21 protein-coding genes are annotated in these 23,981 nt (G+C 69.8%); 14 read left to right on the top strand and 7 right to left on the bottom strand.

Annotated elements, in window-relative coordinates:
- The first annotated feature begins 128 nt into the window (after nt 1–128).
- The 8 genes from ACQP2T_RS48020 to ACQP2T_RS47985 all read left to right on the top strand — a co-directional run bounded on the left by ACQP2T_RS48020 (nt 129) and on the right by ACQP2T_RS47985 (nt 9,221).
- Complete coding sequence (locus ACQP2T_RS48020) at nt 129–1,436, top strand: ammonium transporter (protein ID WP_433511498.1); 1,308 nt, start codon at nt 129–131, stop codon at nt 1,434–1,436.
- Nucleotides 1,433–1,771 (top strand): P-II family nitrogen regulator, encoded by a 339-nt coding sequence (locus tag ACQP2T_RS48015; protein WP_196440497.1) that lies wholly within the window; start codon nt 1,433–1,435, stop codon nt 1,769–1,771. Before ACQP2T_RS48020 ends, ACQP2T_RS48015 begins: the two co-directional genes overlap by 4 nt.
- Entirely contained in the window at nt 1,768–3,993 is a 2,226-nt protein-coding gene (locus tag ACQP2T_RS48010) for a [protein-PII] uridylyltransferase (RefSeq protein WP_433511497.1), read from the top strand. Before ACQP2T_RS48015 ends, ACQP2T_RS48010 begins: the two co-directional genes overlap by 4 nt.
- Nucleotides 3,994–4,124: 131 nt before the next feature.
- Entirely contained in the window at nt 4,125–7,022 is a 2,898-nt protein-coding gene (locus ACQP2T_RS48005) for a nitrate- and nitrite sensing domain-containing protein (RefSeq protein WP_433511496.1), read from the top strand.
- A 25-nt stretch (nt 7,023–7,047) separates the two neighbouring features.
- Complete coding sequence (locus ACQP2T_RS48000) at nt 7,048–7,470, top strand: roadblock/LC7 domain-containing protein (protein ID WP_214641598.1); 423 nt, start codon at nt 7,048–7,050, stop codon at nt 7,468–7,470.
- A gap of 26 nt (nt 7,471–7,496) precedes the next feature.
- Entirely contained in the window at nt 7,497–7,859 is a 363-nt protein-coding gene (locus ACQP2T_RS47995) for a DUF742 domain-containing protein (protein ID WP_357942881.1), read from the top strand.
- Nucleotides 7,840–8,418, top strand: coding sequence for a GTP-binding protein (locus tag ACQP2T_RS47990; protein WP_433511495.1), 579 nt, complete (start codon nt 7,840–7,842; stop codon nt 8,416–8,418). The genes ACQP2T_RS47995 and ACQP2T_RS47990 overlap by 20 nt, the downstream gene beginning before the upstream one ends.
- Nucleotides 8,419–8,426: 8 nt before the next feature.
- On the top strand, nt 8,427–9,221 hold the full coding sequence (locus tag ACQP2T_RS47985) for a hypothetical protein (protein WP_433511494.1): 795 nt from the start codon (nt 8,427–8,429) through the stop codon (nt 9,219–9,221).
- Nucleotides 9,222–9,290: 69 nt separating this feature from the next.
- On the opposite strand, the gene ACQP2T_RS47980 is transcribed toward ACQP2T_RS47985, so the two are convergent.
- On the bottom strand, nt 9,291–10,061 hold the full coding sequence (locus tag ACQP2T_RS47980; RefSeq protein WP_433511493.1) for a TetR/AcrR family transcriptional regulator: 771 nt from the start codon (nt 10,059–10,061) through the stop codon (nt 9,291–9,293).
- Nucleotides 10,062–10,140: 79 nt separating this feature from the next.
- On the opposite strand from ACQP2T_RS47980, the gene ACQP2T_RS47975 reads away from it, so the two are divergent.
- Together ACQP2T_RS47975 and ACQP2T_RS47970 are read left to right on the top strand one after the other, a co-directional pair.
- Complete coding sequence (locus tag ACQP2T_RS47975; protein ID WP_433511492.1) at nt 10,141–11,064, top strand: ATP-binding cassette domain-containing protein; 924 nt, start codon at nt 10,141–10,143, stop codon at nt 11,062–11,064.
- A 49-nt stretch (nt 11,065–11,113) separates the two neighbouring features.
- Complete coding sequence (locus ACQP2T_RS47970; protein WP_433511491.1) at nt 11,114–11,929, top strand: ABC transporter permease; 816 nt, start codon at nt 11,114–11,116, stop codon at nt 11,927–11,929.
- A gap of 237 nt (nt 11,930–12,166) precedes the next feature.
- On the opposite strand, the gene betA is transcribed toward ACQP2T_RS47970, so the two are convergent.
- Genes betA through ACQP2T_RS47945 form a run of 5 tightly spaced genes read right to left on the bottom strand, consistent with a single transcriptional unit; the run spans nt 12,167 to nt 18,731 of the window.
- Nucleotides 12,167–13,816, bottom strand: a complete 1,650-nt coding sequence (gene betA, locus ACQP2T_RS47965; RefSeq protein ID WP_433511490.1) for a choline dehydrogenase — start codon at nt 13,814–13,816, stop codon at nt 12,167–12,169.
- Nucleotides 13,792–14,736, bottom strand: a complete 945-nt coding sequence (locus tag ACQP2T_RS47960; RefSeq protein WP_433511489.1) for an ABC transporter substrate-binding protein — start codon at nt 14,734–14,736, stop codon at nt 13,792–13,794. The genes betA and ACQP2T_RS47960 overlap by 25 nt, the downstream gene beginning before the upstream one ends.
- Nucleotides 14,737–14,794: 58 nt before the next feature.
- A complete protein-coding gene (locus ACQP2T_RS47955; RefSeq protein ID WP_433511488.1) occupies nt 14,795–15,763 on the bottom strand; it encodes an ABC transporter substrate-binding protein in 969 nt (322 codons plus the stop codon).
- On the bottom strand, nt 15,760–17,673 hold the full coding sequence (locus tag ACQP2T_RS47950; RefSeq protein WP_433511487.1) for an ABC transporter permease subunit: 1,914 nt from the start codon (nt 17,671–17,673) through the stop codon (nt 15,760–15,762). The genes ACQP2T_RS47955 and ACQP2T_RS47950 overlap by 4 nt, the downstream gene beginning before the upstream one ends.
- The gene (locus ACQP2T_RS47945) at nt 17,670–18,731 is read right to left on the bottom strand and encodes a quaternary amine ABC transporter ATP-binding protein (RefSeq protein WP_433511486.1); all 1,062 of its coding nucleotides are present in this window, start codon (nt 18,729–18,731) and stop codon (nt 17,670–17,672) included. Before ACQP2T_RS47945 ends, ACQP2T_RS47950 begins: the two co-directional genes overlap by 4 nt.
- Before the next feature lie 347 nt (nt 18,732–19,078).
- Here ACQP2T_RS47945 and ACQP2T_RS47940 point away from each other — a divergent pair, with 347 nt between their 5' ends.
- From ACQP2T_RS47940 to ACQP2T_RS47925, 4 genes are all read left to right on the top strand, one after another.
- The gene (locus tag ACQP2T_RS47940; RefSeq protein ID WP_433511485.1) at nt 19,079–21,556 is read left to right on the top strand and encodes a sensor histidine kinase; all 2,478 of its coding nucleotides are present in this window, start codon (nt 19,079–19,081) and stop codon (nt 21,554–21,556) included.
- Nucleotides 21,553–21,975, top strand: coding sequence for a roadblock/LC7 domain-containing protein (locus ACQP2T_RS47935; protein ID WP_433511484.1), 423 nt, complete (start codon nt 21,553–21,555; stop codon nt 21,973–21,975). Before ACQP2T_RS47940 ends, ACQP2T_RS47935 begins: the two co-directional genes overlap by 4 nt.
- 82 nt (nt 21,976–22,057) lie before the next feature.
- Entirely contained in the window at nt 22,058–22,372 is a 315-nt protein-coding gene (locus tag ACQP2T_RS47930) for a DUF742 domain-containing protein (RefSeq protein ID WP_358537562.1), read from the top strand.
- On the top strand, nt 22,353–22,931 hold the full coding sequence (locus tag ACQP2T_RS47925) for a GTP-binding protein (RefSeq protein ID WP_357942903.1): 579 nt from the start codon (nt 22,353–22,355) through the stop codon (nt 22,929–22,931). Before ACQP2T_RS47930 ends, ACQP2T_RS47925 begins: the two co-directional genes overlap by 20 nt.
- Nucleotides 22,932–22,940: 9 nt before the next feature.
- Here ACQP2T_RS47925 and ACQP2T_RS47920 read toward each other — a convergent pair whose 3' ends face one another.
- Nucleotides 22,941–23,933 (bottom strand): SIS domain-containing protein, encoded by a 993-nt coding sequence (locus ACQP2T_RS47920; RefSeq protein WP_433511483.1) that lies wholly within the window; start codon nt 23,931–23,933, stop codon nt 22,941–22,943.
- Nucleotides 23,934–23,981 lie beyond the last annotated feature (48 nt).

Genomic DNA, 23,981 nt, shown 5'->3' with positions numbered 1-23,981 from the left:
GCGCTGTCCGAAACATGGACGAAACACCAGTGGGACGAGATTCACGAATGTGAAACACACCCGGTCGAGCCCCGAAACGCCGGACGAACACGCTGTGGCCACACGTCACATGTAAGGAGGGTCGCGTCGTGAAGATCGACAGCGGCACGACGGCCTGGATGCTAGCGGCCACCGCGCTGGTGCTGCTCATGACACCAGGGCTCGCGTTTTTCTACGGGGGCATGACCAGGGCCAAGAGTGTCCTGAACATGATGATGATGTCGTTCGTCAGCATCATCACCGTCACCATCGCCTGGGTGCTCTACGGGCACTCGCTGGCGTTCACCGACAACGGCATCGGGTTGAACGGCTTCATCGGTGGGTTCGACGCCCTCGGGCTGCAGAGCCTGGTCGAGACGGCCACCAAGCCCGACGGCACCGGCATGCCCAGCCTGGTCTTCTCGGCCTTCCAGCTGACGTTCGCCATCATCACCGTCGCCCTGATCAGCGGCGCCATCGCCGACCGGGCCAAGTTCGGCGCGTGGGTGCTGTTCAGCTTCATCTGGGCGACCATCGTCTACTTCCCCGTGGCCCACTGGGTGTGGGGCACCGGCTGGCTGAACGCCCTGGGCATCGAGGACTTCGCCGGCGGCACGGTCGTCCACATCAACGCCGGTGCCGCGGCGCTGGCGCTGGCCCTGGTGCTGGGCAAGCGCAAGGGGTGGCGCAAGGAGCCGATGCGGCCGCACAACCTGACACTGGTGCTGCTCGGTGTGGGCCTCCTGTGGTTCGGCTGGTTCGGTTTCAACGCGGGCTCCGAACTGGCGGTCGACGGCACGGCCGGCCTGGCGTTCATGAACACCCAGATCGCCACCGCCGTCGCGGCCGGCGCCTGGATCGTGGTGGAGAAGCTGCGTGACGGCCACGCCACCAGCCTCGGTGTCGCCTCCGGCGCGGTCGCCGGTCTGGTCGCCATCACCCCCGCCTGTGGGTTCATCGACCCCTGGGCCGCGATGCTGCTCGGCCTGATCGCCGGCGCGGTGTGCGCCTACGCGGTCGGCCTGAAGTACCGCTTCAACTTCGACGACTCGCTCGACGTGGTCGGCGTGCACCTGGTCGGCGGCGTGATCGGCGCCGTCTCGCTCGGCTTCCTGGCCGTGTACCCCTTCCTGGACCAGCAGAACAAGGGCCTCTTCTACGGCGGCGGCTTCACCCAGCTCGGCCTCCAGGTGCTCGGCCCGATCGCGGTCGGCGGCTACTCCTTCATCGTGACCTGGGTCGTCGGTAAGATCATCGACAAGACGATGGGCTTCCGCATCCCGGTCGAGGACGAGGTCACCGGCATCGACGTCACCACCCACGCCGAGACGGGATACGACCTCGGCACGGTCCACGCCTCGGGCGTGAGCTCCCCGAACGGCCCTCTGGCCCCGGTAACCAAGAAGGTGGAAGCATGAGGCTCATCACCGCCGTCATCAAGCCGTTCAAACTGGACGACGTGAAGGCCGCCCTCGAACAGTTCGGCGTCAAGGGCATGACGGTCAGCGAGGCCAGCGGCTACGGCCGCCAGCGCGGCCACACCGAGGTCTACCGCGGCGCCGAATACCAGGTGGACCTGGTCCCCAAGGTGCGCCTGGAGGTGCTGGCCGAGGAGGAGGACGCCGACGACGTGATCGACGTCATCGTCAAGGCGGCCCAGACAGGCAAGATCGGTGACGGCAAGGTGTGGTCCGTCCCGGTCGACACGGTGATCCGGGTTCGCACCGGAGAACGGGGTCCAGAGGCCCTGTGAGGGGTGAGGCTCGTACCTACGCCGCGGCCCGCAAGGAGCGGGCCGCGGACACCGACCGCTGGCTCAAAGACCTCTTCCGTACCGCGAGTGACGGCGAGCACGTCGCACTGGTCGCCGTAGGGAGCCTGGGGCGCGGCGAACTGGCCCCCGGCAGCGACCTCGACCTCGTCCTCCTGCACAACGGCAGGGACGACGTGGCGCGGATCGCCGACCGCGTCTGGTACCCGATCTGGGACTCCGCCGTCGGCCTCGACCACTCGGTGCGAACCGTGGACGAGGCCGTGGCGGTCGCCCGCGACGATCTCAAGGCCGTGCTCGGCCTCATCCAGGCCAGGCACATAGCGGGCGATCCCGAGCTGACGAAGAAGGCCAGGGAGTCCGTGCTCGCCGAATGGCGCGCCGACTCCCGCCGCCGGCTCGGCGAGCTGCGTGAGGCGGCCGACCGGCGCGCACAGGCCAGCGGCGAGCTGGCCTTCCTTCTCGAACCCGACCTCAAGGACGGCCGCGGCGGCCTTCGCGACGTCCAAGCCATGCAGGCCGTGGCAGCGGCCTGGGTCGCCTCCGCGCCCGGTCCCCGGGCGCGTGAGGCCTATGAGTTCATCCTCGACGTACGCCACGCCCTGCACACCGTCACGGCGCGGGGCGCCGACAGACTGGTGCTCCAGGAGCAGGAAGCCGTCGCCGGGCTGCTCGGGCTGCTCGACGCCGAGGCCCTGATGCGCAGGCTCGCCGAGGCGGGCCGGACGATCTCCCACGCCTTCGACGCCACCTGGCGCACGGTTGACAGGCTGGTGTCGGGACCTGCTCCACGGGGCCGCCGGCCGCTGGCCGACGGCGTGGTCGAGCACGGTGGTGAAGTGGTCCTCGCGCGTGGCGTCGACCCGCGCAAGGACCCGGTCCTGGTGCTGCGCGCCGCCGCCGCGGCGGCCGACTCGGGGCTGCCGCTCGCCCCCGCCACCATGTCCGTGCTGGCCGCTCAGTCGCCCCCCATGCCCGTGCCGTGGCCCGAGGAGGCTCGTGACGCGCTGGTGTCCATTCTGGGCGCCGGCCGCGCCGCCGTGCCTGTCTGGGAGGAGCTTGACCAAGCGGGCATTCTGGTCAGGCTGCTTCCTGACTGGGAGCGCGTACGACACCGCCCGCAGCGCAACCCGATCCACCGTTTCACCGTCGACCGGCACCTGATCGAGGCCGCCGCCAACGCCGCCAGCCACACGCGCGAGGTCTCCCGCCCCGACCTGCTGCTGATCTCGGCGCTGCTGCACGACATCGGCAAGGGCTGGCCCGGTGACCACTCGGTGACCGGCGAGGTCGTGGTCCGCGACATCGCGACCCGCATCGGCCTGCCCGCCGCCGACGTCGAGACGCTGGCCACCGTCGTACGCCACCATCTGCTGCTGCCCGAGACCGCGACCCGCAGGGACCTCGACGACCCCGTCACGATCGAGAAGGTCGCCGGCACGGTCGGGTCGCGCGAGGTGCTGGACCTGCTCGCCGCGCTGGCCGTCTCCGACGGGCACGCCACCGGCCCGGCCGCCTGGAACGCCTGGAAGGCCGGGCTCGTCGCCGACCTCGTACGCCGCGTCCGCTCCGTGCTGTCCGGCGCGCCGCCGCCCAAGGCACCCAGCCTGTCGGCCGAGCAGGCCGCGCTGGCCCGGCACGGCGGCGCAGCCATCCGCGTCCATGGGGGAGCCGTCACGGTCGTCGCCCCCGACCGGGCCGGGCTTCTGTGGAGCGCCGCCGGCGTGCTGGCCGCGCATCGCTTGATCGTCCGCTCCGCCTCGTCCGCCGCCGCCGGCTCCACCGCGGTGATCGAGTTCTCCGTCGTCCCCGAATACGGCACCCCGCCGGACCCCGCCACGCTGGAGGCCGATCTCCGTCTGGTCCTTGCTGGGCGTCTTGACATCGAGCAGCGTCTTGCCCGCCGTACGAGGTCTATGAGACCCCCTCGTGTTCCTGTCGCTCCACCCCGTGTCACCTTGGTAGACGATGCCTCCGCGACCGCTACCGTCGTGGAAGTCAGGGCCCATGACAGACCGGGACTCCTGTGGCGCATTGGACGGGCTTTCGGCGAATGTGGTCTTGACGTGAGGGCCGCTCGCGTGGAGACTCTCGGCGCGGAGGCGGTGGACGTCTTCTACGTGGTCGATCGTGCCGGACGGCCCCTCAGCGACGGCGCCCAGCGGACCCAAGTCCGCGATCAGGTGCTTGCGGCACTTCGATAACCAGCAGCACACACGAGTAACGGGTATGTTTTGCAGCGACGTGCCCGTTTTGCCGGGAAAGTCGGGTGCTTTACCTAGTGGACGGGCTGGACCCGCCGACGGAACGGGATGATTGAGGGGTAGCGGAAGCAGTGACTACGGGGAACTCCGAAGGCGGCCCAACCGCCAGGCAGGCCCGCGGAAAGCGGTTGCTGCCCCGGCTGGGGCTGCGTAACTGGCGCGTGAGATGGCGTCTCACCGCGCTGGTCCTCGTTCCCACCATGGCGGGAGTCGTGCTCGGGGGAGCGCGCGTGGTGGGCTCGGTTCAGAGCATCGGCGACTACGACCGCACGGCGCTCGCCGCGGAGCAGGCCGGTCACATCCGTGACCTGGTACAAGCGCTCGGGCTGGAGCGTGACACCGGCGGCTGGCTGGCCGCCTCCAGCAGGGTGCGCAAGAAGCTCACCGAGCCGTACAAAGAGCGCAAGGCGAAGGTCGACGCGCTGGTCAAGACCGTGCAGGCCGACATGGCGGTCATGGACGAGTCCTACGGCGACCGCGTGCTCAACGCGGTCAAGCGGGCACGCTACGACTTCAACGTCCTGAACAGGACCCGCAGCGAGGGCCAGAAGGACACCACCCGCTACGACTCGCTGCTCGACACGCTGCTCAAGCTGCACGACGAGCTGAGCCTGCTCAGCGACGACTCGCAGATCATCGGCCAGTTCCGCGCGCTGAGCGCGCTGGCGCGCGCGAAGGAGGAGGTGTCCAAGCAGCGCGTCCAGCTGCTCAAGGGCTACTACAACTCCGCGAGCGTGGACGCCAAGGAGGTCGAGCGGTTCATCGCCTCCAACGCCAGGCAGCGCGCGGAGATCGCCTCCGTCGGCCAGGAGGCCGGACCGGTCGTCGGTCTCGCGCTGTCGAAGGCGCTGACGGCGCCCGAGTACTACAACACCGAGCTGACCAAGGCCCGCGCCATCACGCTCGCCGCCGGCAAGGCGCCGGGCGTCCGGATCAGGGACGACCTGCTCGCCCAGACCGACCGCAAGAAGCCGGCGCCGGACCAGTGGTTCGACGACAACGCCACCTCCATCGACATCCTGCACTCCATCGAGGGCGACCTGAGCCAGAAGGTGGCGCTGCGCAGCCAGGAGCTACGCGACTCCGAGACCCGCAACGCGATCATCGCCGGTGTGCTCATCGTGGCGCTGCTGCTGCTCGTCCTGCTGTTCACCGTCGCGATCGCCCGCTCGATGGTCACGCCGCTGCGCCGCCTGCGCACCGAGGCCCTGGAGATCGCCGGGTTCCGGCTGCCCGACGTGGTGCGCAAGCTCCGCGTCACCGGTGACGCCCCCGCCGACGTCCGCCCGATCGAGATCGAGGGCGACGACGAGATCGGCGACGTGGCCAGGGCCTTCGACCAGGTGCACCGCCAGGCCGTACGGCTGGCGGGCGAGGAGGCCGACCTCCGCAGCAACATCAGCTCGATGTTCGTCAACCTCTCGCGCCGCACCCAGACGCTGGTCGAGCGGCAGATCTCACTGATCGACGGCCTGGAGAAGGGCGAGCAGGACGGCGCCCGCCTGGCCGACCTGTTCAAGCTCGACCACCTGGCCACCCGCATGCGGCGCAACTCGGAGAACCTCCTGGTCCTGGCCGGGCACGAGGCCACCCGCAGGCGCAGCCAGCCGGCCAAGCTGGTCGATGTGGTCCGCGCGGCGCTGTCGGAGGTCGAGGGCTACGAGCGCGTCCAGGTCAAGGTGCACCGAGCCACCTCGGTGCTCGGCAGCGCGGCCAACGACCTCGTCCACCTGGTGGCCGAGCTGGTCGAGAACGCCATCCAGTTCTCCCCGAACAACTCCAACGTCGTGGTGTCGAGCAGCCTCATCGAAGGCGGCGGCGCGCTGCTGTCGGTGAACGACGTCGGCATCAGCATGACCGACGACGAGCTCGCCGAGGCCAACCGGCGCCTGGCCGAGCCGCCGGTCGTGGACGTGTCGGTGTCGCGGCGCATGGGCCTGTTCGTGGTCGGCCGGCTGGCGCTGCGCCACGGCATCCGGGTCCAGCTGCGCAAGGGCGAAGGCACCGGGCTGATCGCCATGGTGCTGCTGCCGCCGTCGCTGATCCCCGACGGCTCCCGGCCGTCGCTGCCCCAGCGGCCCGCGTTCGGCGCCGCCACGCCCGCGAACGGCGTGCCTTCGGCCACGCCGCCCAACGGGGTGCCCGCGCCCAACGGCACATTCCGGTCGTTCGCCAGCTTCGACTCCTTCGACACCGGCTCGGCGCCGTCGCGTCCCTTCACCGCCGACACCGACGGCGGGGCGCACCGGCCGTCCTTCGACTCGGGCGGCGGTTACCCGTCGTATCCGAGCCAGTCGCCGTCGTACCCCAACCCGAGCCAGCCGCCGTCGTATCCCACTCCGGATCAGGGGTCGCGGTCGCCCGGCCGCGCGTATCCGGTGCAGCCACCGGCGTCCGGGCCGCAGTATCCGGCCCAGCCCCCGTCGTACCCCAGCCAGGAACGTACCGGTGCCTTTCCCTCCTACCCTGGTCCCGGCTCTGATGGTGCGTTCCAGACGCCCTACAGCACTGGTGAGCCGCGTAGGCAGGACGCCCCGCCGTCGGTGGACGTCTCGCCCATGGAGCCCGGTCAGGAGGAGTTCCTGCCGATCTTCGCCGCCGTGGAATCCGCCTGGTTCCGCCGGCCGTCGGAAGAGCGGGCACCGGATTCGCCGAGCCGGGATGAGTCGACCCCCACACAAGCCATACTCTCTGTGGAGGATTCGTGGCGAAACCCCGCTGACGCCGGTTGGCAGGCGGCGGCCGCCGCGAGCGATCCCAGCCTTGGGGGCACCACGTCCTCGGGGCTACCCAAGCGCACTCCGAAGGCGAACCTGGTTCCTGGTACGGCAGCCCAGCCGCAGCAGCCGCAGCGGCAGGCTCCGATGCCACCAGTCTCCGCCGAGCGGTCGCGCAGCAGGTTGGCGAGCTTCCAGCAGGGAGTACGCCGGGGTCGTGCGGAAGTACGTGGACAGGAGGAACAACAGTGATTGAGCGTCCTGCCGGGGAGGGCGAGTGACCACCCTTAGCCATGAGGCCCACAGGTTCGACTGGCTGATCACCGACTTCGTGCGGAACACGCCCGGAGTCGCGCATGCCGTCGTCGTCTCGGCCGACGGCCTCTGCCTGGCCAGCTCCGAGGGCTTCCCGCCGGACCGCGCCGACCAGCTCGCCGCGGTGTCCGCCGGCCTGCTGAGCCTGACCGTGGGCGCGTCCCGGGTGTTCGAGGGCGGCTCCGTGTCGCAGACCGTCGTCGAGATGCAGCGCGGGCTGCTCGTCGTGATGGCGATCAGCGACGGCTCCGTCCTCACCGTGTTGGCGGGGATCGACTGCGACATGGGACTGGTGGCGTACCAGATGACGCTGCTCGTCGACAGGGCGGGCCAGGCGCTGACGCCGGCCCTGCGGGCGGAGCTTCAGGCGGCCAGGACGCGGTGACGCAATGGAACTGATGGGGGAGGGCCGTGTACGGCATTGACGGAACCGGGGACGATGAGCCCCTGTTCCGTCCGTACGCGGTGACCGGCGGCCGCTCAGAGCCGCGTTACCACCTGGCGATGGAGACGCTGATCTCGTCGATGTCCATACCGGATGACGAGATGTCCATGCTCACTCCCGAGCAGGAGGCCATCATGCAGCTCTGCCGCTCGTTCCGGTCGGTCGCCGAGATCTCGGCCCTGCTCCGCGTCCCGCTGGGCGTGGCTCGAGTGCTCGTGGCGGACATGTCCGACGAAGGACTTGTCCGCCTGCACCAGCCACGTCTCAGCGAGGGACAGCCAGACCTCAACATGCTCGAAAGGGTGCTCAGTGGACTACGCAGGCTCTAGCCCCGGCCTGACGTCGACGAAGATCGTCGTCGCGGGCGGGTTCGGCGTCGGCAAGACGACGTTCGTGGGGGCGGTGTCCGAGATCCTGCCGCTCACCACGGAAGCGGTGATGACCGACGCGTCCGCGGGCATCGACGACCTCGGCATGACGCCCAACAAGCAGACGACGACCGTCGCCATGGACTTCGGGCGCGTGTCGCTGGACCGTGACCTGATCCTCTACCTGTTCGGCACGCCCGGACAGCACAGGTTCTGGTTCATGTGGGACGACCTCGTGCGCGGCGCGATCGGCGCCGTGGTGCTGCTCGACACGCGGCGCCTGGCCGACAGCTTCCCGGCGATCGACTACTTCGAAGAGGCCAAGCTGCCGTTCGTGGTGGGCGTCAACGGCTGGGAGGGTCAGTTCCCGCACTCGGAGGAAGAGGTGCGCGAGGCACTGGCGCTGTCGTCGCACGTGCCGATCGTGCGTACGGACGCGCGGAACCGCGAGTCGGTGAAGGGGACGCTGATCTCCCTCGTCGAGCACGTCGTTCGCCTGCGTGCGGCGCCCGTCTCCTAGCGGGCATCATGTGGATCGCGCTCGCGGCCGCTGCCGTGGTGCTCGGCGTGGCCGTCTGGTGGGCCCGCCGTGTCGCTGTATCGGGATCATCCGGCTCATCCGGCGTGCCTGGGGCCGTGCACAGGGCGGGGTGGGAGGCGCGGCTGGACGAAGAGGCCGCGACCGCGCTGCTGGAGGGGCTGAGGGCCTACGCCGACGCGGGGAACGCTGTGGAGATGGACGGGGATGTCCTGACGGTGTTCAGGCCACCGCGGCTCATCTCACTCGACCTGCTCGCCGGCCGCTTCGCCGCCCGGGGGCAGGAGGCCATGCACGACCCGCAGACCACGGTCGGCGCGTTGCTGGCCGGCTTCCTGGCCACCGAGGAGCCGGGGGTGCTGCACCTACGGCCTGGCTGGACGGATGGGGAGGGCTTCGCCGCCAGGGTGCGCGCGATCGTCCGCTCTGAAGTCGCCCTACCGGGTGGGAGCTCTCTGGGCGTGCTGGGAGTCGCCGTGCCGGTTGGGGACGGCCTGGATGCGCCAGGGGTCGCCGTGCCGGGCGACGACGGGCGGCCCGGCACCACGCTGCTGCTCGACCTGGCCCGAATCCGTGACCAGTACGAAGAGTCGCGGGCCCGGCAGCCGGGGGCACCGGACGAGGTGGTGCTCCGCAGCGTGCTGACGAGCGCGATCGCCAACGGCGGCCCCGGCCTGACCTGGACCGTACCGCCTACGGAGCGGCAACTCGGCAGCGCGCTCGCCACCGCGGGCCTGCCTGAGCGCCGCGCCGCACCCGCCGCCAAGCAGGCGGCCGACCACTAGCAAAACCACCCGAATCTGGATTGTCAGGCCGATCCGACTCGCCGGGTGTCCCTTCCGGAACGGGGCCGGCTAGGCCGATCCGGCCCGTCGGGTGATCAGGGCGTCGATGCCGTCCAGGACGCGTTCGAGGCCGAACTCGAAGGCGTGCTCCGCGCTGTAGGCGCCGCCCAGGGCCTCCGCCGCGGCCTGTCCGACGCGGGAGGCTGTGGGCCAGCGCGAGGCGTCGGAGATCCGGCTGAGGAACGGGGCGTGCGCCGCCCACCACTGCTCGTCCGTCAGCCCGGTCTGGCTCTCGGCCTGGGCCGCCTCCACCGCCCCTCTGGCCGTGCCGTGTACGAACCCGGTCACCAAGGTGATCACTGAGTCCATCTCCACGTCCGTCAGCCCGATGCCGTCGACGGCGCGCAGCTCGTAGTCGTATTTGGCCGTGGTGTTCGGTCCCAGCACCGGGCGGTTGGTCGCCACCTGCAGAAGCCAGGGGTGGCGCTGGTAGAGCGCCCAGTTCTCCTTGGCGATGAGCGTCAGCCTGGCCCGCCAGTCGCCGGGTGATTCCTCCGGCCTGGCCGTCTCGCCGTACACGGTGTCGAGCATGACGTCGAGCAGTTCCGGCTTGCCCGGCACGTACGTGTACAGCGACATCGTGCCGACGCCCAGCCGCTCGGCGACGCGGCGCATCGACAGCGCCTGGAGGCCCTCGGCGTCGGCCACCTCGATGGCCGCGCGGACGATCCGGTCGACGCTCAGGTCGGGCTTGCCCTTGCGGCTGGTCCGCTCGCTGGTGCGCCAGAGCAAGGCCAGGCTGCGTGCCGGGTCGCCCTTGCCGGAGTACTCGATGGTCACCTTCGTACGGTACACCGTACGGTTGCCGTGCTTGAATCGTATGCTGTACGGTACAGCGTACGGAATTCAAGGAGGCGTTATGGCGGCGGTGCTCGCACAGGGCCTGCGCAAGGCGTACGGCAAGAAGACGGCCCTTGACGGCTTTGACCTGGAGGTGGCCGAGGGCACGGTCTGCGGGCTGCTCGGCCCGAACGGCGCGGGCAAGACCACGGCCGTCAGGATCCTCACCACACTCCTGCGCCCGGACGGCGGCCGCGCGGAGGTGGCCGGGTTCGACGTGGCGGCCCGCCCCCGGCTGGTACGGCGGAGCATCGGCCTCGTCGGCCAGCAGGCGGCGGTGGACGAGGCGCTGACCGGCAGGCAGAACCTGGAGCTGTTCGGCCGCCTCTACCACCTGGACGCCGGCGCGGCCAGGAGGCGGGCCGCCGAGCTGCTGGACGCGTTCGGCCTGGAGCATCCGGGCCCCGTCAAGGAGTATTCGGGCGGCAAGCGGCGCCGGCTCGACCTGGCGGCCGGCATGATCCTCTCCCCGCCCGTGCTCTTCCTCGACGAGCCCACCACGGGGCTCGATCCGCGCAGCCGCGGCGAGGTGTGGAAGGCGGTGCGCGGCCTCGTCGCCACCGGCACCACGGTGCTGCTCACCACCCAATACCTGGAGGAGGCCGACCAGCTCGCCGATCGCGTCTCGGTCATCGACACCGGTCGGGTCGTCGCCGAGGGCACGCCGGGCGAGCTCAAGTCCACGCTCGGCGGCGACCGGCTCGATGTGGTCGTCAGGGACGCGGCGCGGCTGGCCGAGGCCGTCGGGATCGTCGGTCGGGTGGCCGCCGCGCCTGCTGAAGTCGATCAGGACACCCGTCACGTCAGCGCACCGGTGAGCGAGCGGGTCCAGGCGCTCACCGAGGTCCTGGCGGCGTTCTCGGCCGCGGGCATCGAGGCCGAGGACGTCGCGCTGCGCCGGCCGACGCTCGATGAGGTCTTCCTGAGCCTCACCGCCGCGTGAATCCCCCCAGCGACTGCCGCGTGAATCCCTCCAACGACAGGAGTCCAAGATGACCGAACTGACAATGGACCCGCCGTTCTCCCGGCTGCGCTGGGCGCTGGCCGACGGGTGGTCGGTCGCGCGGCGTGACCTGATCCACTGGATCGCCCAGCCCATGACGATCGTGTTCGGGGTCGCGTTCCCCGTGGTGATCACCCTCGCGTTCGGCTACCTGTTCGGCGGCGCGGTGGACGTGCCGGAGGGGGCCGATTACTTCGCCTTCCTCATGCCCGGCATGTACGGCATGACGATGCTGTTCGGACTCGGTGCCACCATGGTCGCGATCACCACGGACCTCTCCCGTGGCGTGACCGACCGGTTCCGGTCCATGCCGATGGCCCCCTCGGCCGTCCTCATCGGCCGGGCCGTCGCCGACCTGCTCAACTCGGTGCTGGTCCTGGCGGGCCTGCTGGCCTGCGGCTTCGCGGTGGGCTGGCGCCCGGCGAGCCTCGGCGGGGCATTCGGGGCCGTGGGACTGCTCCTGCTGCTGCGCTTCGCCCTGCTGTGGGTGGGGATGTACCTGGGCTTGGTGACCAAGGACCCGGGGGCGGTGACGGTCATCCAGACGCTGGAGTTTCCGATCGGGTTCCTCTCGAACGCCTTCGTCGCCCCGGCCACCATGCCGGGCTGGCTGGGCGCCGTCTCCAAGTGGAACCCGCTGTCGTCGACCGTCGCGGCGGCCAGGCAGCTGTTCGGCAATCCCGGCTGGGGCGGCGATTCGTGGGTCGCCCAGCACGCGGTGACGATGGCGATCGTCTGGCCGTTGGCGATCACCGCCGTCTTCTTCGTCCTGTCGGTCCGCCTCTACCAGCGCCTGGACCGGTAGCGACCACGGTCGTAACGCGAGTGACGGTCCGTCGGGGCTGGGTTGTCTTTTGCGGGATACCCCCTTCGGGGGAGGGAAGAAGACCGTCCGTCGTGGCTGAGGTCCTTGAGGGAGGTCCGGGGGCGAGGAGGAAAGCCGTCCGTCGTGGCTGAGGTTTCCAAGGGACAGACACTCCCTCCGGGGAGAGGGGAACCAACATCCGGCGAACGTTCGTGGACGCCGCGCCAGCGACGGAAATCACGGAGTGTGGCGGTAGAACTCGACGGGTTCGGGAGGCAGGGGTGTGTTGCCGAGCACGAGGTCGGCCGCCTTCTCGGCCAGCATCATCACCGGCGCGTAGATGTTGCCGTTCGTGACATAAGGCATGGCCGAGGCGTCCACCACCCGCAGCCCGTCCAGGCCGTGCACGCGCATGGTCGCGGGGTCCACGACGGCCTGCTCGCCGGTGCCCATCTTGCAGGTGCACGACGGGTGCAGCGCGGTCTCGCCGTCCCTGGCCACCCAGTCCAGGATCTCCTCGTCGGTCTGTACGGCGGGCCCCGGCGAGAGCTCACCGGCGTCCAGACCGGCCCAGGCGGGCTGGGACAGGATGGCGCGGGCATGCCTGATGGCCTCCACCCACTCGCGCCGGTCCTGCTCCGTGGACAGGTAGTTGAAGCGCAGCGCGGGCTTCCGCCGGGGGTCGGCCGACCTGATCCGCACCGAGCCGCGGGCGTCGGAGTACATCGGCCCGATGTGCACCTGGTAGCCGTGGCCGCCGGCGGGGGCCGAGCCGTCGTAGCGGATCGCGATCGGCAGGAAGTGGAACATCAGGTTCGGGTAGCGGACCTGGTCGTTGGAGCGGATGAAGCCGCCGGCCTCGAAATGGTTGGTGGCTCCGGGGCCGCCGCGCAGGAAGAGCCAGTTCGCGCCGATGAAGGGCCGGCGCCACATGGCCAGCGACGGCTGCTGCGACACCGGCTGGGCACAGGCGTGCTGGACGTACACCTCCAGGTGGTCCTGAAGGTTCTCGCCCACGCCCGGCAGGTCGTGGACCATGTCGATGCCCAGCGGTTCAAGCAGCGCCCGGGGGCCGACGCCCGACAGCTGCAGCAGTTGGGGGGAGTTGATGGCGCCGCCGCACAGGATGACCTCGCCCGCCGGGATGCGCCGGCCGTCGCAGATCACGCCGACCGCCCGGGTGCCCTCGAAGACCACCTTCTCCACGAAGGCCCGGGTCCTGACCGTGAGGTTGCGGCGATGCCGTACGGGATGCAGGTACGCGCGGGCGGCGCTCAGCCGGCGGCCCCGGAAGACATTGCGGTCGAAGGCGGCGAAGCCCTCCTGCCGGAATCCGTTCACGTCGTCGGTGAGCGGGTGCCCGGCCTGCTGGACGGCCTCGAAGAACGCATCGAAGAGCGGCCCCTTCGCGGGACCGCGCTCCAGCATCAGCGGCCCGTCGTCGCCGCGGAACTCCGAGCCGGGGTCGGCCAGGCAGTGCTCAATCCGCTTGAAGTACGGCAGGCAGTGCGCGTAGTCCCAGCTCTCCATGCCCGGATCGGCGGCCCAGCGCTCGTAGTCCAGCGGGTTGCCGCGCTGGAAGATCATGCCGTTGATGCTGCTGGAGCCGCCGAGCACCTTGCCGCGCGCGTGGTGGACGCGCCGGTCGTTCATGTGCGGCTCGGGCTCCGACTCGTACTTCCAGTCGTAGAACCGGCTGCCGATCGGGAACATCAGCGCCGCCGGCATGTGGATGAACACGTCCCAGGAGTAGTCGGGCCGGCCCGCCTCCAGCACCAGCACCGACACCGAGGGATCGGCGCTGAGCCGGTTGGCCAGGGCGCACCCCGCCGACCCGCCGCCCACGATGACGTAGTCGAACCTCAACGCGGGATCCAGTCCGTCCACACGATCTTGTTCTCGTCGACCCACTTCTTGGCCGCCTCGTCGGCGGACATCTTGCCGTTGATCATGTCACTGGCGACCGCGTTCTGGTTGTCGTTGCTCCAGGTGAAGTTGCGGACCAGTTCGTACGCCGGGCCGCCGGTCTCGGCGAACTTCTTGCTCACGATCTTGTCGAGCAGGTACGGCGGATAGTCGCAGGCGACCTTGGTGGCGGCGGCGTCGCAGCCTATGGAGTAGGCGGGCAGGTTGATCTTGACGAGTTTGACCTTGGTGAACAGCCACTGGGGTTCGTAGAAATACATCAGCACCGGCGTACGATTCTTGGTCGCCACCTGTGCCGCCTTGATCAGAGCGTCCTCGCTGCCGGAGTAGACGACCCGGTAATCGAGGCCGAGGTTCTTCACGAGCGCCTCGTCATTGGTGACGAACGACTGATCACCGTCGAGCACCTGACCGAAATTTCCGGATTTAGCGGTCCGAAATAGGCTCGAATACTTGTTCAAGCTCCGCCAGTTCGTGATGTCCGGATATTTCTTGACCATCCACTCGGGGACGTACCATCCGATCACGCCTTTGTTTCCGGTGAGACCAGCGGAGAGCGCGACCTTCTTGTCCTCGATGTACTCCTTCTTGAGATCGCTGTGTCCCCAATTCTCGACGATCACGTCGACCTGGCCGGTCTCGAAGCCCTTCCAGGAGTCCTCCTCTTTCATCTTGCGCCTCTGGACCTTGTACCCCAGCTCGTGTTCGAGCAGGTAGGCCAGTACGGCGGCCTGGGCCTCGTAGCCCACCCAGCCGTGCACGTCGATGTGCACCGTGCCCTTCGCCGCGGCGGCGGGCGACGGCGCCCCGCTGGAACAGGCCGTCAGCAGCAGGGCCGCCACCAGCGGCCCGGCGATGGTCTTGGTACGCATGAGAGGCATGAGAGGCTCCACGACCGCGGCCCGCCCAGGGGCCGCGGTCAAGAGGGGGTTGAAATGGTTACTTGGGGATCCACGCCTGCCACTTGGCGGTGTTGGCCTCGACCCACTTCTTGGCGGCCTGCTCGCCGGTCATGCCCGCGTTGGTCATGTCGTTGGCGACGGCGTTCTGGTCCTCGTTGGTCCAGTTGAAGTTCTTGACCAGGTCGTAGGCCTTGCCGCCGGTGTCGGCGAACTTCTTGCTCACGATCTTGTCGAGGTCCAGCTCCGCGTAGTCGCAGGCGACCTTCTTGGCGTCGGTGTCGCAGCCCTGGGTGTAGGCGGGCAGGTTGACGCGGACGAGATCGACCTTGTCGAAGAGCCAGTGCGGCGTCCAGAAGTAGAACAGCAGCGCCTTCTTCTGCTCCTGCGCCTGGGTCGCCGACTTGAGCAGGGCCGCCTCGCTGCCGCCCGTGACCACCTTGAAGTCCAGTTTGAGGTTCTTGACCAGGGCTTCGTCGTTGGTGACGTAGCTGGGGTCGCCGTCGAGGAGCTGGCCCTTGCCGCCGGACTCCGAGGTCTTGAACAGGCCGGCGTACTTGTTCAGGTTCTTCCAGTCGGTGATGTCCGGGTACTTGTCGGCCATCCACTTGGGCACGTACCAGCCGATGACGCCCTTGTTGCCGGTCGAACCGGCCGACATGGCGACCTTCTTCTCCTCGATGAACTTCTTCGCCAGGTCCGGGTGACCCCAGTTCTCGATGATGACGTCCACGTCGCCGGTCTCGAAGCCCTCCCAGGCGAGCTGCTCCTTGATCTCCGGGAGCTGGACGTCGTAGTGGAGCTCGTTCTTCAGCAGGTACGCCACCACGTTGGCGCTGGCCTCGTAGCCCACCCACGGGTTGATCGCTATCTTGACGGTTCCGGCGCCCGAGGCGCTGCCCTGGGCTTTTGGCGCGGCGGAGCTGGACGGCTCCTCGACCTTGGCGCCGCCGCATCCCGCAGCCGCGAGCCCGAGCGCGAGAAGGCCTGCGAGCAGGCGAATCTTCATGTGGTTTTCCTTCTTTGGGGGGAAGGGCGCCTGTCGGCACCCTGCGTGATGCGGTCGAGCATGACCCCGAGCAGGACCGTCGCGATGCCAGCGACGAACCCCATCCCGAAGTCGGTCCGCTGGGAGAAGCCCACGACCACGTCGTAGCCGAGGGCACCGGCCCCGACCAGGCCACCCACGACGACCATGGCCAGCGTCATCACGATGCCCTGGTTGGCGGCCAGCAGGATCGCCCGGCGGGCCATCGGCAGCTGCACCTTCCACAGGAGCTGGCCCGAGGTGGACCCGGCGGCCGTGGCCGCCTCCACCACGGTCGCGGGCACCGCCCTGATGCCGTCCTCGACCAGGCGGACGACCGGGGGCACCGCGTAGATGACCGAGGCGAAGATCGCGGTGAACCTGGTCGTCTCGAACAGGGCGAGCGCGGGCAGCAGGTAGACGAAGGCCGGCATGGTCTGCGCGGCGTCGAGTATCGGGCGCTGTACGGCCGAGTATCGGGCCGACCGCGCGGCGGCCACGCCCAGCAGCAGGCCGATGACCAGGGTGACGAGCACCGCGACCGCGACGGTGGTGAGCGTCTGCATGGCGTGCTCCCAGATGCCGAGCAGCGCGATCGCCAGCAGGCAGCCGAGTGCCGTGAGCGCCGGTCGTACCCCGCTCACCCGCCAGGCCAGGAGCAGCGCGGCGGCGGCGATCAGCCACCACGGCGCCGAGGTGAGCAGGCCCTCCAGCGGGTTGAGCAGGAGATCGGTGGTGACGTCCTTGACGAACGTCGTGACGCCGTACCAGCTGGTCTCGGCCCAGTGCACCGCGTCGTTGACCTGGACGACGAAGTTGACCGTCCAGCCCTCGGGCCACTCTGCGGGCAGCAGCGGCGTCAGCGCGAGGCCGGCGGCGGCCAGCACGGCGGCGGGAATCCCCCGAACCCAGCCAAGCCGGCGGTGTGGATCCTTTCTGGAGAGCGCGACCAGCATCCGGTCCAGCACCACCGCCATGACGACGATGGCGATCCCGGCCGGGAGCATGATGCCGACCTGGGCGCGCGACAGGCCCCGGATGATGTCGCCGCCCAGGCCCGGCGCCGAGATGAGGTTGGCGATGACGACCATCGACAGCGCCATCATGATGGTCTGGTTGACCGCCAGCGCCATCGTCGACCTGGCCAGCGGCAGGTAGACCTTGAACAGCGTCTGGCGGCCCGTGGCGCCCAGCGACGACGACGCCTCGACGGCGGTGGGGGAGACCTGCTCGATGGCCAGCGCGGTGATGCGGATGGCCGGCGGGATCGAGTAGATCATCGTCGCGATGGCGCCGGCGGGCGCGCCGATGTGGAAGAACAGCACCAGCGGCGCCAGGTAGGCGAACGTCGGCATGATCTGCATGACGTCGAGGACCGGCGTGATCGCCCTGCGCACCCGTGGCGAGAGCCCCGCCCAGACCCCCAGCGGGATACCGATCGCCAGCGACAGCAGCACCGAGGCCGCGACCAGGGCCAGCGTGTCGACGCTGGACTGCCAGAGCCCGAGCACCCCGAACGAGCCGACTCCAGCGACCGCCAGCAGCGCGATCCGCCAGCCGCCCGCGAGCCAGGCCAGCGCGCCCATCACGCCAATGAGCCCGGGCCAGCCGAGCGCGTACAGCCCGGCTTGGAAGGCCGTGTAGACCGAGCCGACGAAGATCCGGATGTAGTTCAGGAAGTACAGGAACAGCGGGTTGGAGTTGCGGTGGTCGTCGATCCACTCGCGCAGGTCGGTGAGCGCCAGGAACTGCGGCGCCTCCTTGTCGTGCGGGAGCGTTCCCGTGCCGCGGAAGAGGAGGTAGGCGACGGCGAACAGCACCGCGATCCCCGCCGGCGCCGCCCACCTGGGCACACGCAGCCTGGAGGGAGTCGTGACGGCCGTGGTGCTCATGCGCTCGCCTGTACGGCGGTCGCCGCGTCCTGCCCCGCGAGGAAGGTGAGCATGTCCACCCGGTCCACGACGCCGGCCAGCTCGTCACCGTCGACGACCCGGATGGGCCGGGAGGAGGACGACATGGCGCCGATCGCGTCCTTGATGACCGTGTGCGCGGGCAGGGCCGGGCCGTCGAGGGGCTCGCCGGGCTCGGGCGGGCGGCAGATCCAGCGCAGCGTGAGTACGTGGCTCCTGGGGATGTCGCGGACGAAGTCGGCCACGTAGTCGTCGGCCGGCGCGCCCACCAACTCCTCCGGCGTGCCGAGCTGCACGATCGACCCGGCCCGCATGATCGCGATGCGTTCGCCCAGCTTGAGCGCCTCGGACAGGTCGTGGGTGATGAACACCATCGTCTTGCCGACCTCGCGGTGCAGGCGGATCACCTCGGCCTGCATGTCGCGGCGGATCAGCGGGTCGAGCGCGCTGAACGGCTCGTCGAAGAGCATCACCCGAGGGTCGACGGCGAGCGCGCGGGCCAGGCCGACCCGCTGCTGCATGCCGCCGGAGAGCTGGTCGGGGTAGGCGTCGGCGTGCCCGTCGAGGCCGACGAGGGAGAGGATCTCCCCGGCCCGCGCGTGCCGGGCGGCCTTGGCCAGGCCCTGGACCTCCAGGCCGTAGGCGACGTTGTCGATCACCCGCCGGTGGGGGAGCAGGCCGAAGTGCTGGAACACCATGCTGACCCGGTGGCGGCGGATCTCGCGTAAGCGGGCGGGGGCGGCGCGGCCGATGTCCTCGCCGTCGATCCGGACCTCGCCCGCGCTCGGCTCGATGAGTCTGGTGAGGCAGCGGACCAGGGTGGATTTACCGCTTCCGGAAAGGCCCATGACGACGAACACCTCGCCGGGCCGTACCTCGAAACTGACATCTCTGACTGCGGCGGTGCAACCTGTCTTCTCTCTCAGTACGGCGGGTTCGAGATGCCTGTCATCGCACTCCAGGACCCTTTCCGCCTTTGGGCCGAAGATCTTCCACAGCCCGTCGACTTCGATGGCCGCACTGTCGGGAGAAACCGCCACACTCGCCTCCTCGCTTTGCCGGGCCTCAACCTATGTGGTGGATAACGCAAATCTCAACGTTGTGACCTTTAGGAGACATCTACGCTTCTCCGGTGTTACAGCCCTGGAACGGTACAAACGCCCACAAGCGGACACTTGTTCAGTTATTGGAATATTTCTCGGCCAATGGTCGGCATAAATGGGGCTCCAGGTTCTCGCCCCATGTGCCACACAACTCAACTTTTGTGGCCTTATGTTCGCTTGGCCGAGCTGGTAGGTATGTGTTCCAATTACCGGCACTTGCTGATTTTCCCCAGGGGCCTCAGGCGCCCTTCATATACGCCGATTCGGGCGAGAGGTTGCGTTCGGTGAGTACTCAGTTGGGTGAACGGCAGGCGGACGAGGCGAACTGGCGTCTGCGCAACTGGCGTGTCCGGGCGCGGCTGGTCGCCCTCATCGTCATCCCGACCGCCGCCGCCGTCCTGCTCGGCGGCTTCCAGGTGTTCGCCTCGATAGGCGCCGCCGGTGACTACACCCGTACCAACCGGCTGGCGCAGCTGTCCCAGCAGGTCGGCGCGCTCACCCACCTGGTCGCCGGCGAGCGCGCCAGGACCTCGTGGTTCATCGCCAGGGGCCGGCCCGTGACGGGGCTGGCCGCCGTGCGCAACCAGATGGACCAGGTGGACGAGTCCACCAAGGAGGTACGGGCCAGCGCCGAGCAGTTGGTGGGCGACGTCACCGGCCGTACCGCCGACCAGATCGAGAACATGCTGAGCCGCCTGAACGACCTGGCCGGCCTGCGCGAGCAGGCGCTCGAAGCCGAGCTGCTGCCCGGTGCCTGCGTCGAGCTCTACACCACGGTGATCAACGAGCTGCTGTCGGTGCACAACGAGCTGATCAAGGGCAGCCAGGACGACGAGCTGTTCCGGCAGACCCGCATGCTCGACTCGCTGGCCCAGGCCAAGGAGAGCGTCTCGCTCCAGCAGGCGCTGGTCACCACCGGCCTGGTCGAGGGGAGTCTCGACCAGGAACAGCTCAAGCGCTTCCTCGGCGAGCTGTCGCGCGAGCGCAACGAGCGCAAGAGCTTCGGCGACGAGGCCACCGCCGAGGAGCGCCGCTTCTTCGACGAGACCGTCAACGGCAGGCCCGCCGACCGGATGCTGTTCCTGCGCGAGCTGGTGCTGATCCGGGCCACGGCCGGGCTGCCGCTGCGCGGACTCGACCAGGCCGGCCGCGGCGACGACGCCAAGGAGTGGTACGACGCGGGCAACGTCGTCGTCGACTCCTTCCGCAAGGTCGAGCAGCGCCAGTCGGCCGGCATCCTGACCCGCAGCGAGGCGCTGGGCGCGGACGAGCGCCAGCGCGCCCTCGTCATCGCGGGCGCCGTGCTCGCGCTGCTGATCGCCGTCCTGCTGATCACCACCGGAGTTGCCAGATCGCTGGTCCGCCCGCTGCGCAGGCTGCGCGGCGAGGCGCTGGAGATCGCCGGCCGGCGGCTGCCGGAGTTCGTCCAGCATCTGCGCGAGTCGCGCGACGGCGCGATCAACGCCGAGGTGCCGCCGATCGGCATCTTCTCCAAGGACGAGGTGGGCGAGGTCGCGCGGGCCTTCGACGAGGTGCACCGCGAGGCCGTCCGGCTGGCCGGCGACGAGGCGCGGCTGCGCTCGAACGTCAACGCGATGTTCGTCAACCTGTCGCGGCGCAGCCAGACCCTGGTCGAACGGCAGCTCACGCTGATCGAGCGGCTGGAGCGCGGCGAGCGCGACGACACCCGGCTCGGCGACCTGTTCCTGCTCGACCACCTGGCCACCCGCATGCGCCGCAACAGCGAGAACCTGCTGGTCCTGGCCGGCCAGGAGGCGGCGCGCAAGTGGAGCGAGGCCGTCGAGCTGATGGACGTCGTACGCGCCTCGCTCGGCGAGGTCGAGAGCTACGACCGGGTCAGCGTCCAGGTGCAGTCGGCGGCCGCCATCGCCGGGCAGGCGGTCAGCGACGTCGTGCATCTGCTCGCCGAGCTGGTCGAGAACGCGGTCTCGTTCTCCCCGCGCGACACCAAGGTCATCATCTCCAGCAGCCACATCGACGGCGGCGGGCTGATGGTCTCGGTCACCGACCACGGCATCGGCATGGGGCCGGAGGAGCTGGCCCAGGCCAACTGGCGGCTGGCCAACCCGCCGGTGGTCGACGTCTCGGTCTCCCGGCGAATGGGCCTGTTCGTGGTCGGCCGGCTCGCGCTGCGGCACAGCATCAGGGTGCAGTTGCGGCCCCAGGACACCGGCGGCCTGACCGCCATGGTGCTGATCCCCGAGATGCTGCTCACCGCGCTCCCCGGGCCGGTGGCGCCGCCGGAGCCGCCGCCGTTCGTCCCCGTGCAGGCCACACCGGCGATGCCCGGCATCGGCCACCCGTCGTACGACCCGGCGTTCGACCAGCCGGTCGATTCGGCGTCGTGGTTCAGCTCGCAGCACACGCATTCGGTGGAGGTGCCGATGCCCGACCTGGCCTCCCCACCGGCACAGGCTGACAACCAGTTCCACGACACCTTCGAGTCGAGCTGGTTCACCAAGCCGACGCCGACACCGGACCAACGCGACCCCGCCTGGACCTCGCCGGCCGACACCGGATGGCAGGCGGCGGGAGCGATCGGCGAACCCGCGCAGAGCGGGACGACCACATCCGGACTGCCCAAGCGGACGCCGAAGGCCAACCTCGTGCCCGGCTCCGCCGCGCCCCCGCCGACGCCCGCGCAGGCGCCGCCGGTCTCGCCCGACCGGTTGCGCAGCAGGCTCGCCAGCTACCAGCAGGGCGTGCGCAAGGGCCGCGAAGAATTGGAGGAGGAGTCATGAAGAACCTGAGCCAGGCGGCCAGAGACCTGAACTGGCTGGTCAGCGGCTTCGTGGAGCAGGTGCCCGGCGTCGCCCACACCGTGGTGGTCTCCGCCGACGGGCTGCCCGTGGCCATCTCCCGGGGATTCCCCCAGGACCGCGCCGACCAGCTCGCGGCCATCGCGGCGGGGCTGGTCAGCCTCACCCAGGGCGCCGCGCGCGTCTTCGAAGGCGGCGGAGTCACCCAGACCCTCATCGAGATGGACCGCGGGCTGCTCCTGGCCATGTCCATCAGTGACGGTTCGTCCCTGGCGGTGCTGGCCGCACCCGACTGCGACATGGGCCTGGTGGCCTACCAGATGACGATCCTGGTCGAGCGCGCGGGGCAAGTGCTCACGCCCGCCGTCCGCGCGGAACTCTCGGCCGCGCGAACCTGGTGATGGGAACTTCGGTGATAGGAGCGGACTGTTGGCAGCGTGGGACGACCGCGGACCGGAGCCCGAGCGCAGCTCGTTGGTCCGGATGTACGCCGTCACGGGCGGCCGGACCGCCCCACGCGGTGGCCTGGCGATGGAGGCGCTGGTCTCCTCGTCGACCTCGATGCGGCTCGGTATGGCCTACACCCGGGAGTACCGGGCGATCAGCGAGCTGTGCCGACAGGTCCGCTCGGTGGCCGAGGTGTCGGCTATGCTGCGGATCCCGCTCGGTGTGGCGCGGGTGCTGATCGCCGACATGGAGTCGGAAGGGCTGGTACGCGTCTACCAGCCGCAGCTCGAGGCGGGCATCCCTGACACGGGCCTGCTCGAAAGGGTACTAAGTGGACTTCGCAGGCTCTAGCGGGCTCACCTCGACGAAGATCGTCGTCGCGGGTGGGTTCGGTGTGGGCAAGACCACCTTCGTCGGCGCGGTGTCGGAGATCATGCCGCTGACGACGGAGGCGGTGATGACGGACGCCTCGGCGGGCATCGACGACCTCGCGCACACGCCGGGCAAGACGACCACCACGGTGGCCATGGACTTCGGGCGGGTGTCGCTCGACCGTGACCTGATCCTCTATCTGTTCGGTACGCCAGGACAGCACCGGTTCTGGTTCATGTGGGACGACCTCGTGCGGGGGGCGATCGGGGCCGTGGTCCTGGTGGACTCCCGGCGGCTGGCCGACAGCTTCCCCGCGATCGACTACTTCGAGAACGCCGGGTTGCCCTTCATCGTCGGGCTCAACGGGTGGGACGGGCGGTTCCCGCACGTGGAGAGCGAGGTCCGGGAGGCGCTCACGCTCTCCCCGCACATCCCGATCGTGCGCACCGACGCGCGGGCGCGCGAGCCGGTCAAGAACACGCTCATCGCGCTGGTCGAGCACGCGCTGAACGCCAGCGCCGCGTCCGGCGCCCGCTGACAGGGCCTCTCAGGACACGGCCGACCACCAGTGGGCGGCCACCAGCTCCGCCACCAGCGTCTCCGTGAGCAGCGCCACGTCGGCGTCGCCGTCGTGCGCGTAGCGGACGGCGGCCGTGGCGTCCTTGAGATCCCCACCGAGCAGATCGCCGCCGATGAGGTCCCCGCCCACCGTGACGACCGTCGAGCCGCGCTGCCGCACCCAGTCCATGGCCTGGTCCTCGTAGCCGGAGCCGCGGAAGAGCAGGGCACGGTAGTCGAGGGTCTTGGTGAGGTAGACGTCCACGTGGGCCCAGTCGCCCGTCTCGCAGGCGTCGGCCGGCCGGCGAGGACCCTCGCGGAACATCAGCGCCGACTGCTCCGCCGACGACAGGCGCTCCACGGGCGCGATGGTGTAGACGCCGTCCGGGCCGTCCAGCAGCTCCAGCGTCAGGGGCAGCCACTCCTCCCTGCGGTCGAGGAGGTCGGCGGACGCCTCCGCGCCGCGTCGTACGAGGCCGGCCAGGTCGCGCCCGTCGCCCGTGAGATGGGCCTCCAGCGCGAGCAGGAGGGCGAGTGTGTGCTGGAACGTGCGGCAGGACACCCCACCCCGCTCCTCGCCCGCGTGCATGGGCACGACCAGGTCGGCCGCCTCGGCGAGGGCCGAGTCAGGATGGTTGGTGAGCGCCGCCAGGAACGACGGGCCGCCCGCGTAGCGGGCAACCGCGTCGAGCGTCTCGCGGCTGGTGCCCGTCGCCGAGATGGGCACCACGAGCGTCTCCGGTCCCGCCGGGTACGACGCGGCGGCCGAGGCGTAGTCGGCGTAGGCGTCGATGCCCGCCGCGCGCAGGCGGAGCGCGGCCACTCCGGCGGCGTAGCGGGAGCTGCCCATGCCGAGGAACAGCACCCGCCGGACACCGTCCGGCAGGCCCTCGAACGGGTCGCCCGCCGCCAGCGTGTCCGCGAGGGTGGCCAGGGCCGCGGGCTTGGCCTCCAGGTCGGCCAGGTAGAGCTCGGAATTCACGGGGTCTCCTTGGAGGTATCTGCCTGGCATGGCTTGGGGTTCATGGGG

Origin of the sequence: Nonomuraea sp. CA-143628 (assembly GCF_050942315.1) — a bacterium.
Classification (GTDB): Bacteria; Actinomycetota; Actinomycetes; order Streptosporangiales; family Streptosporangiaceae; genus Nonomuraea.
This window is presented reverse-complemented; position numbering and strand designations above follow the sequence as displayed.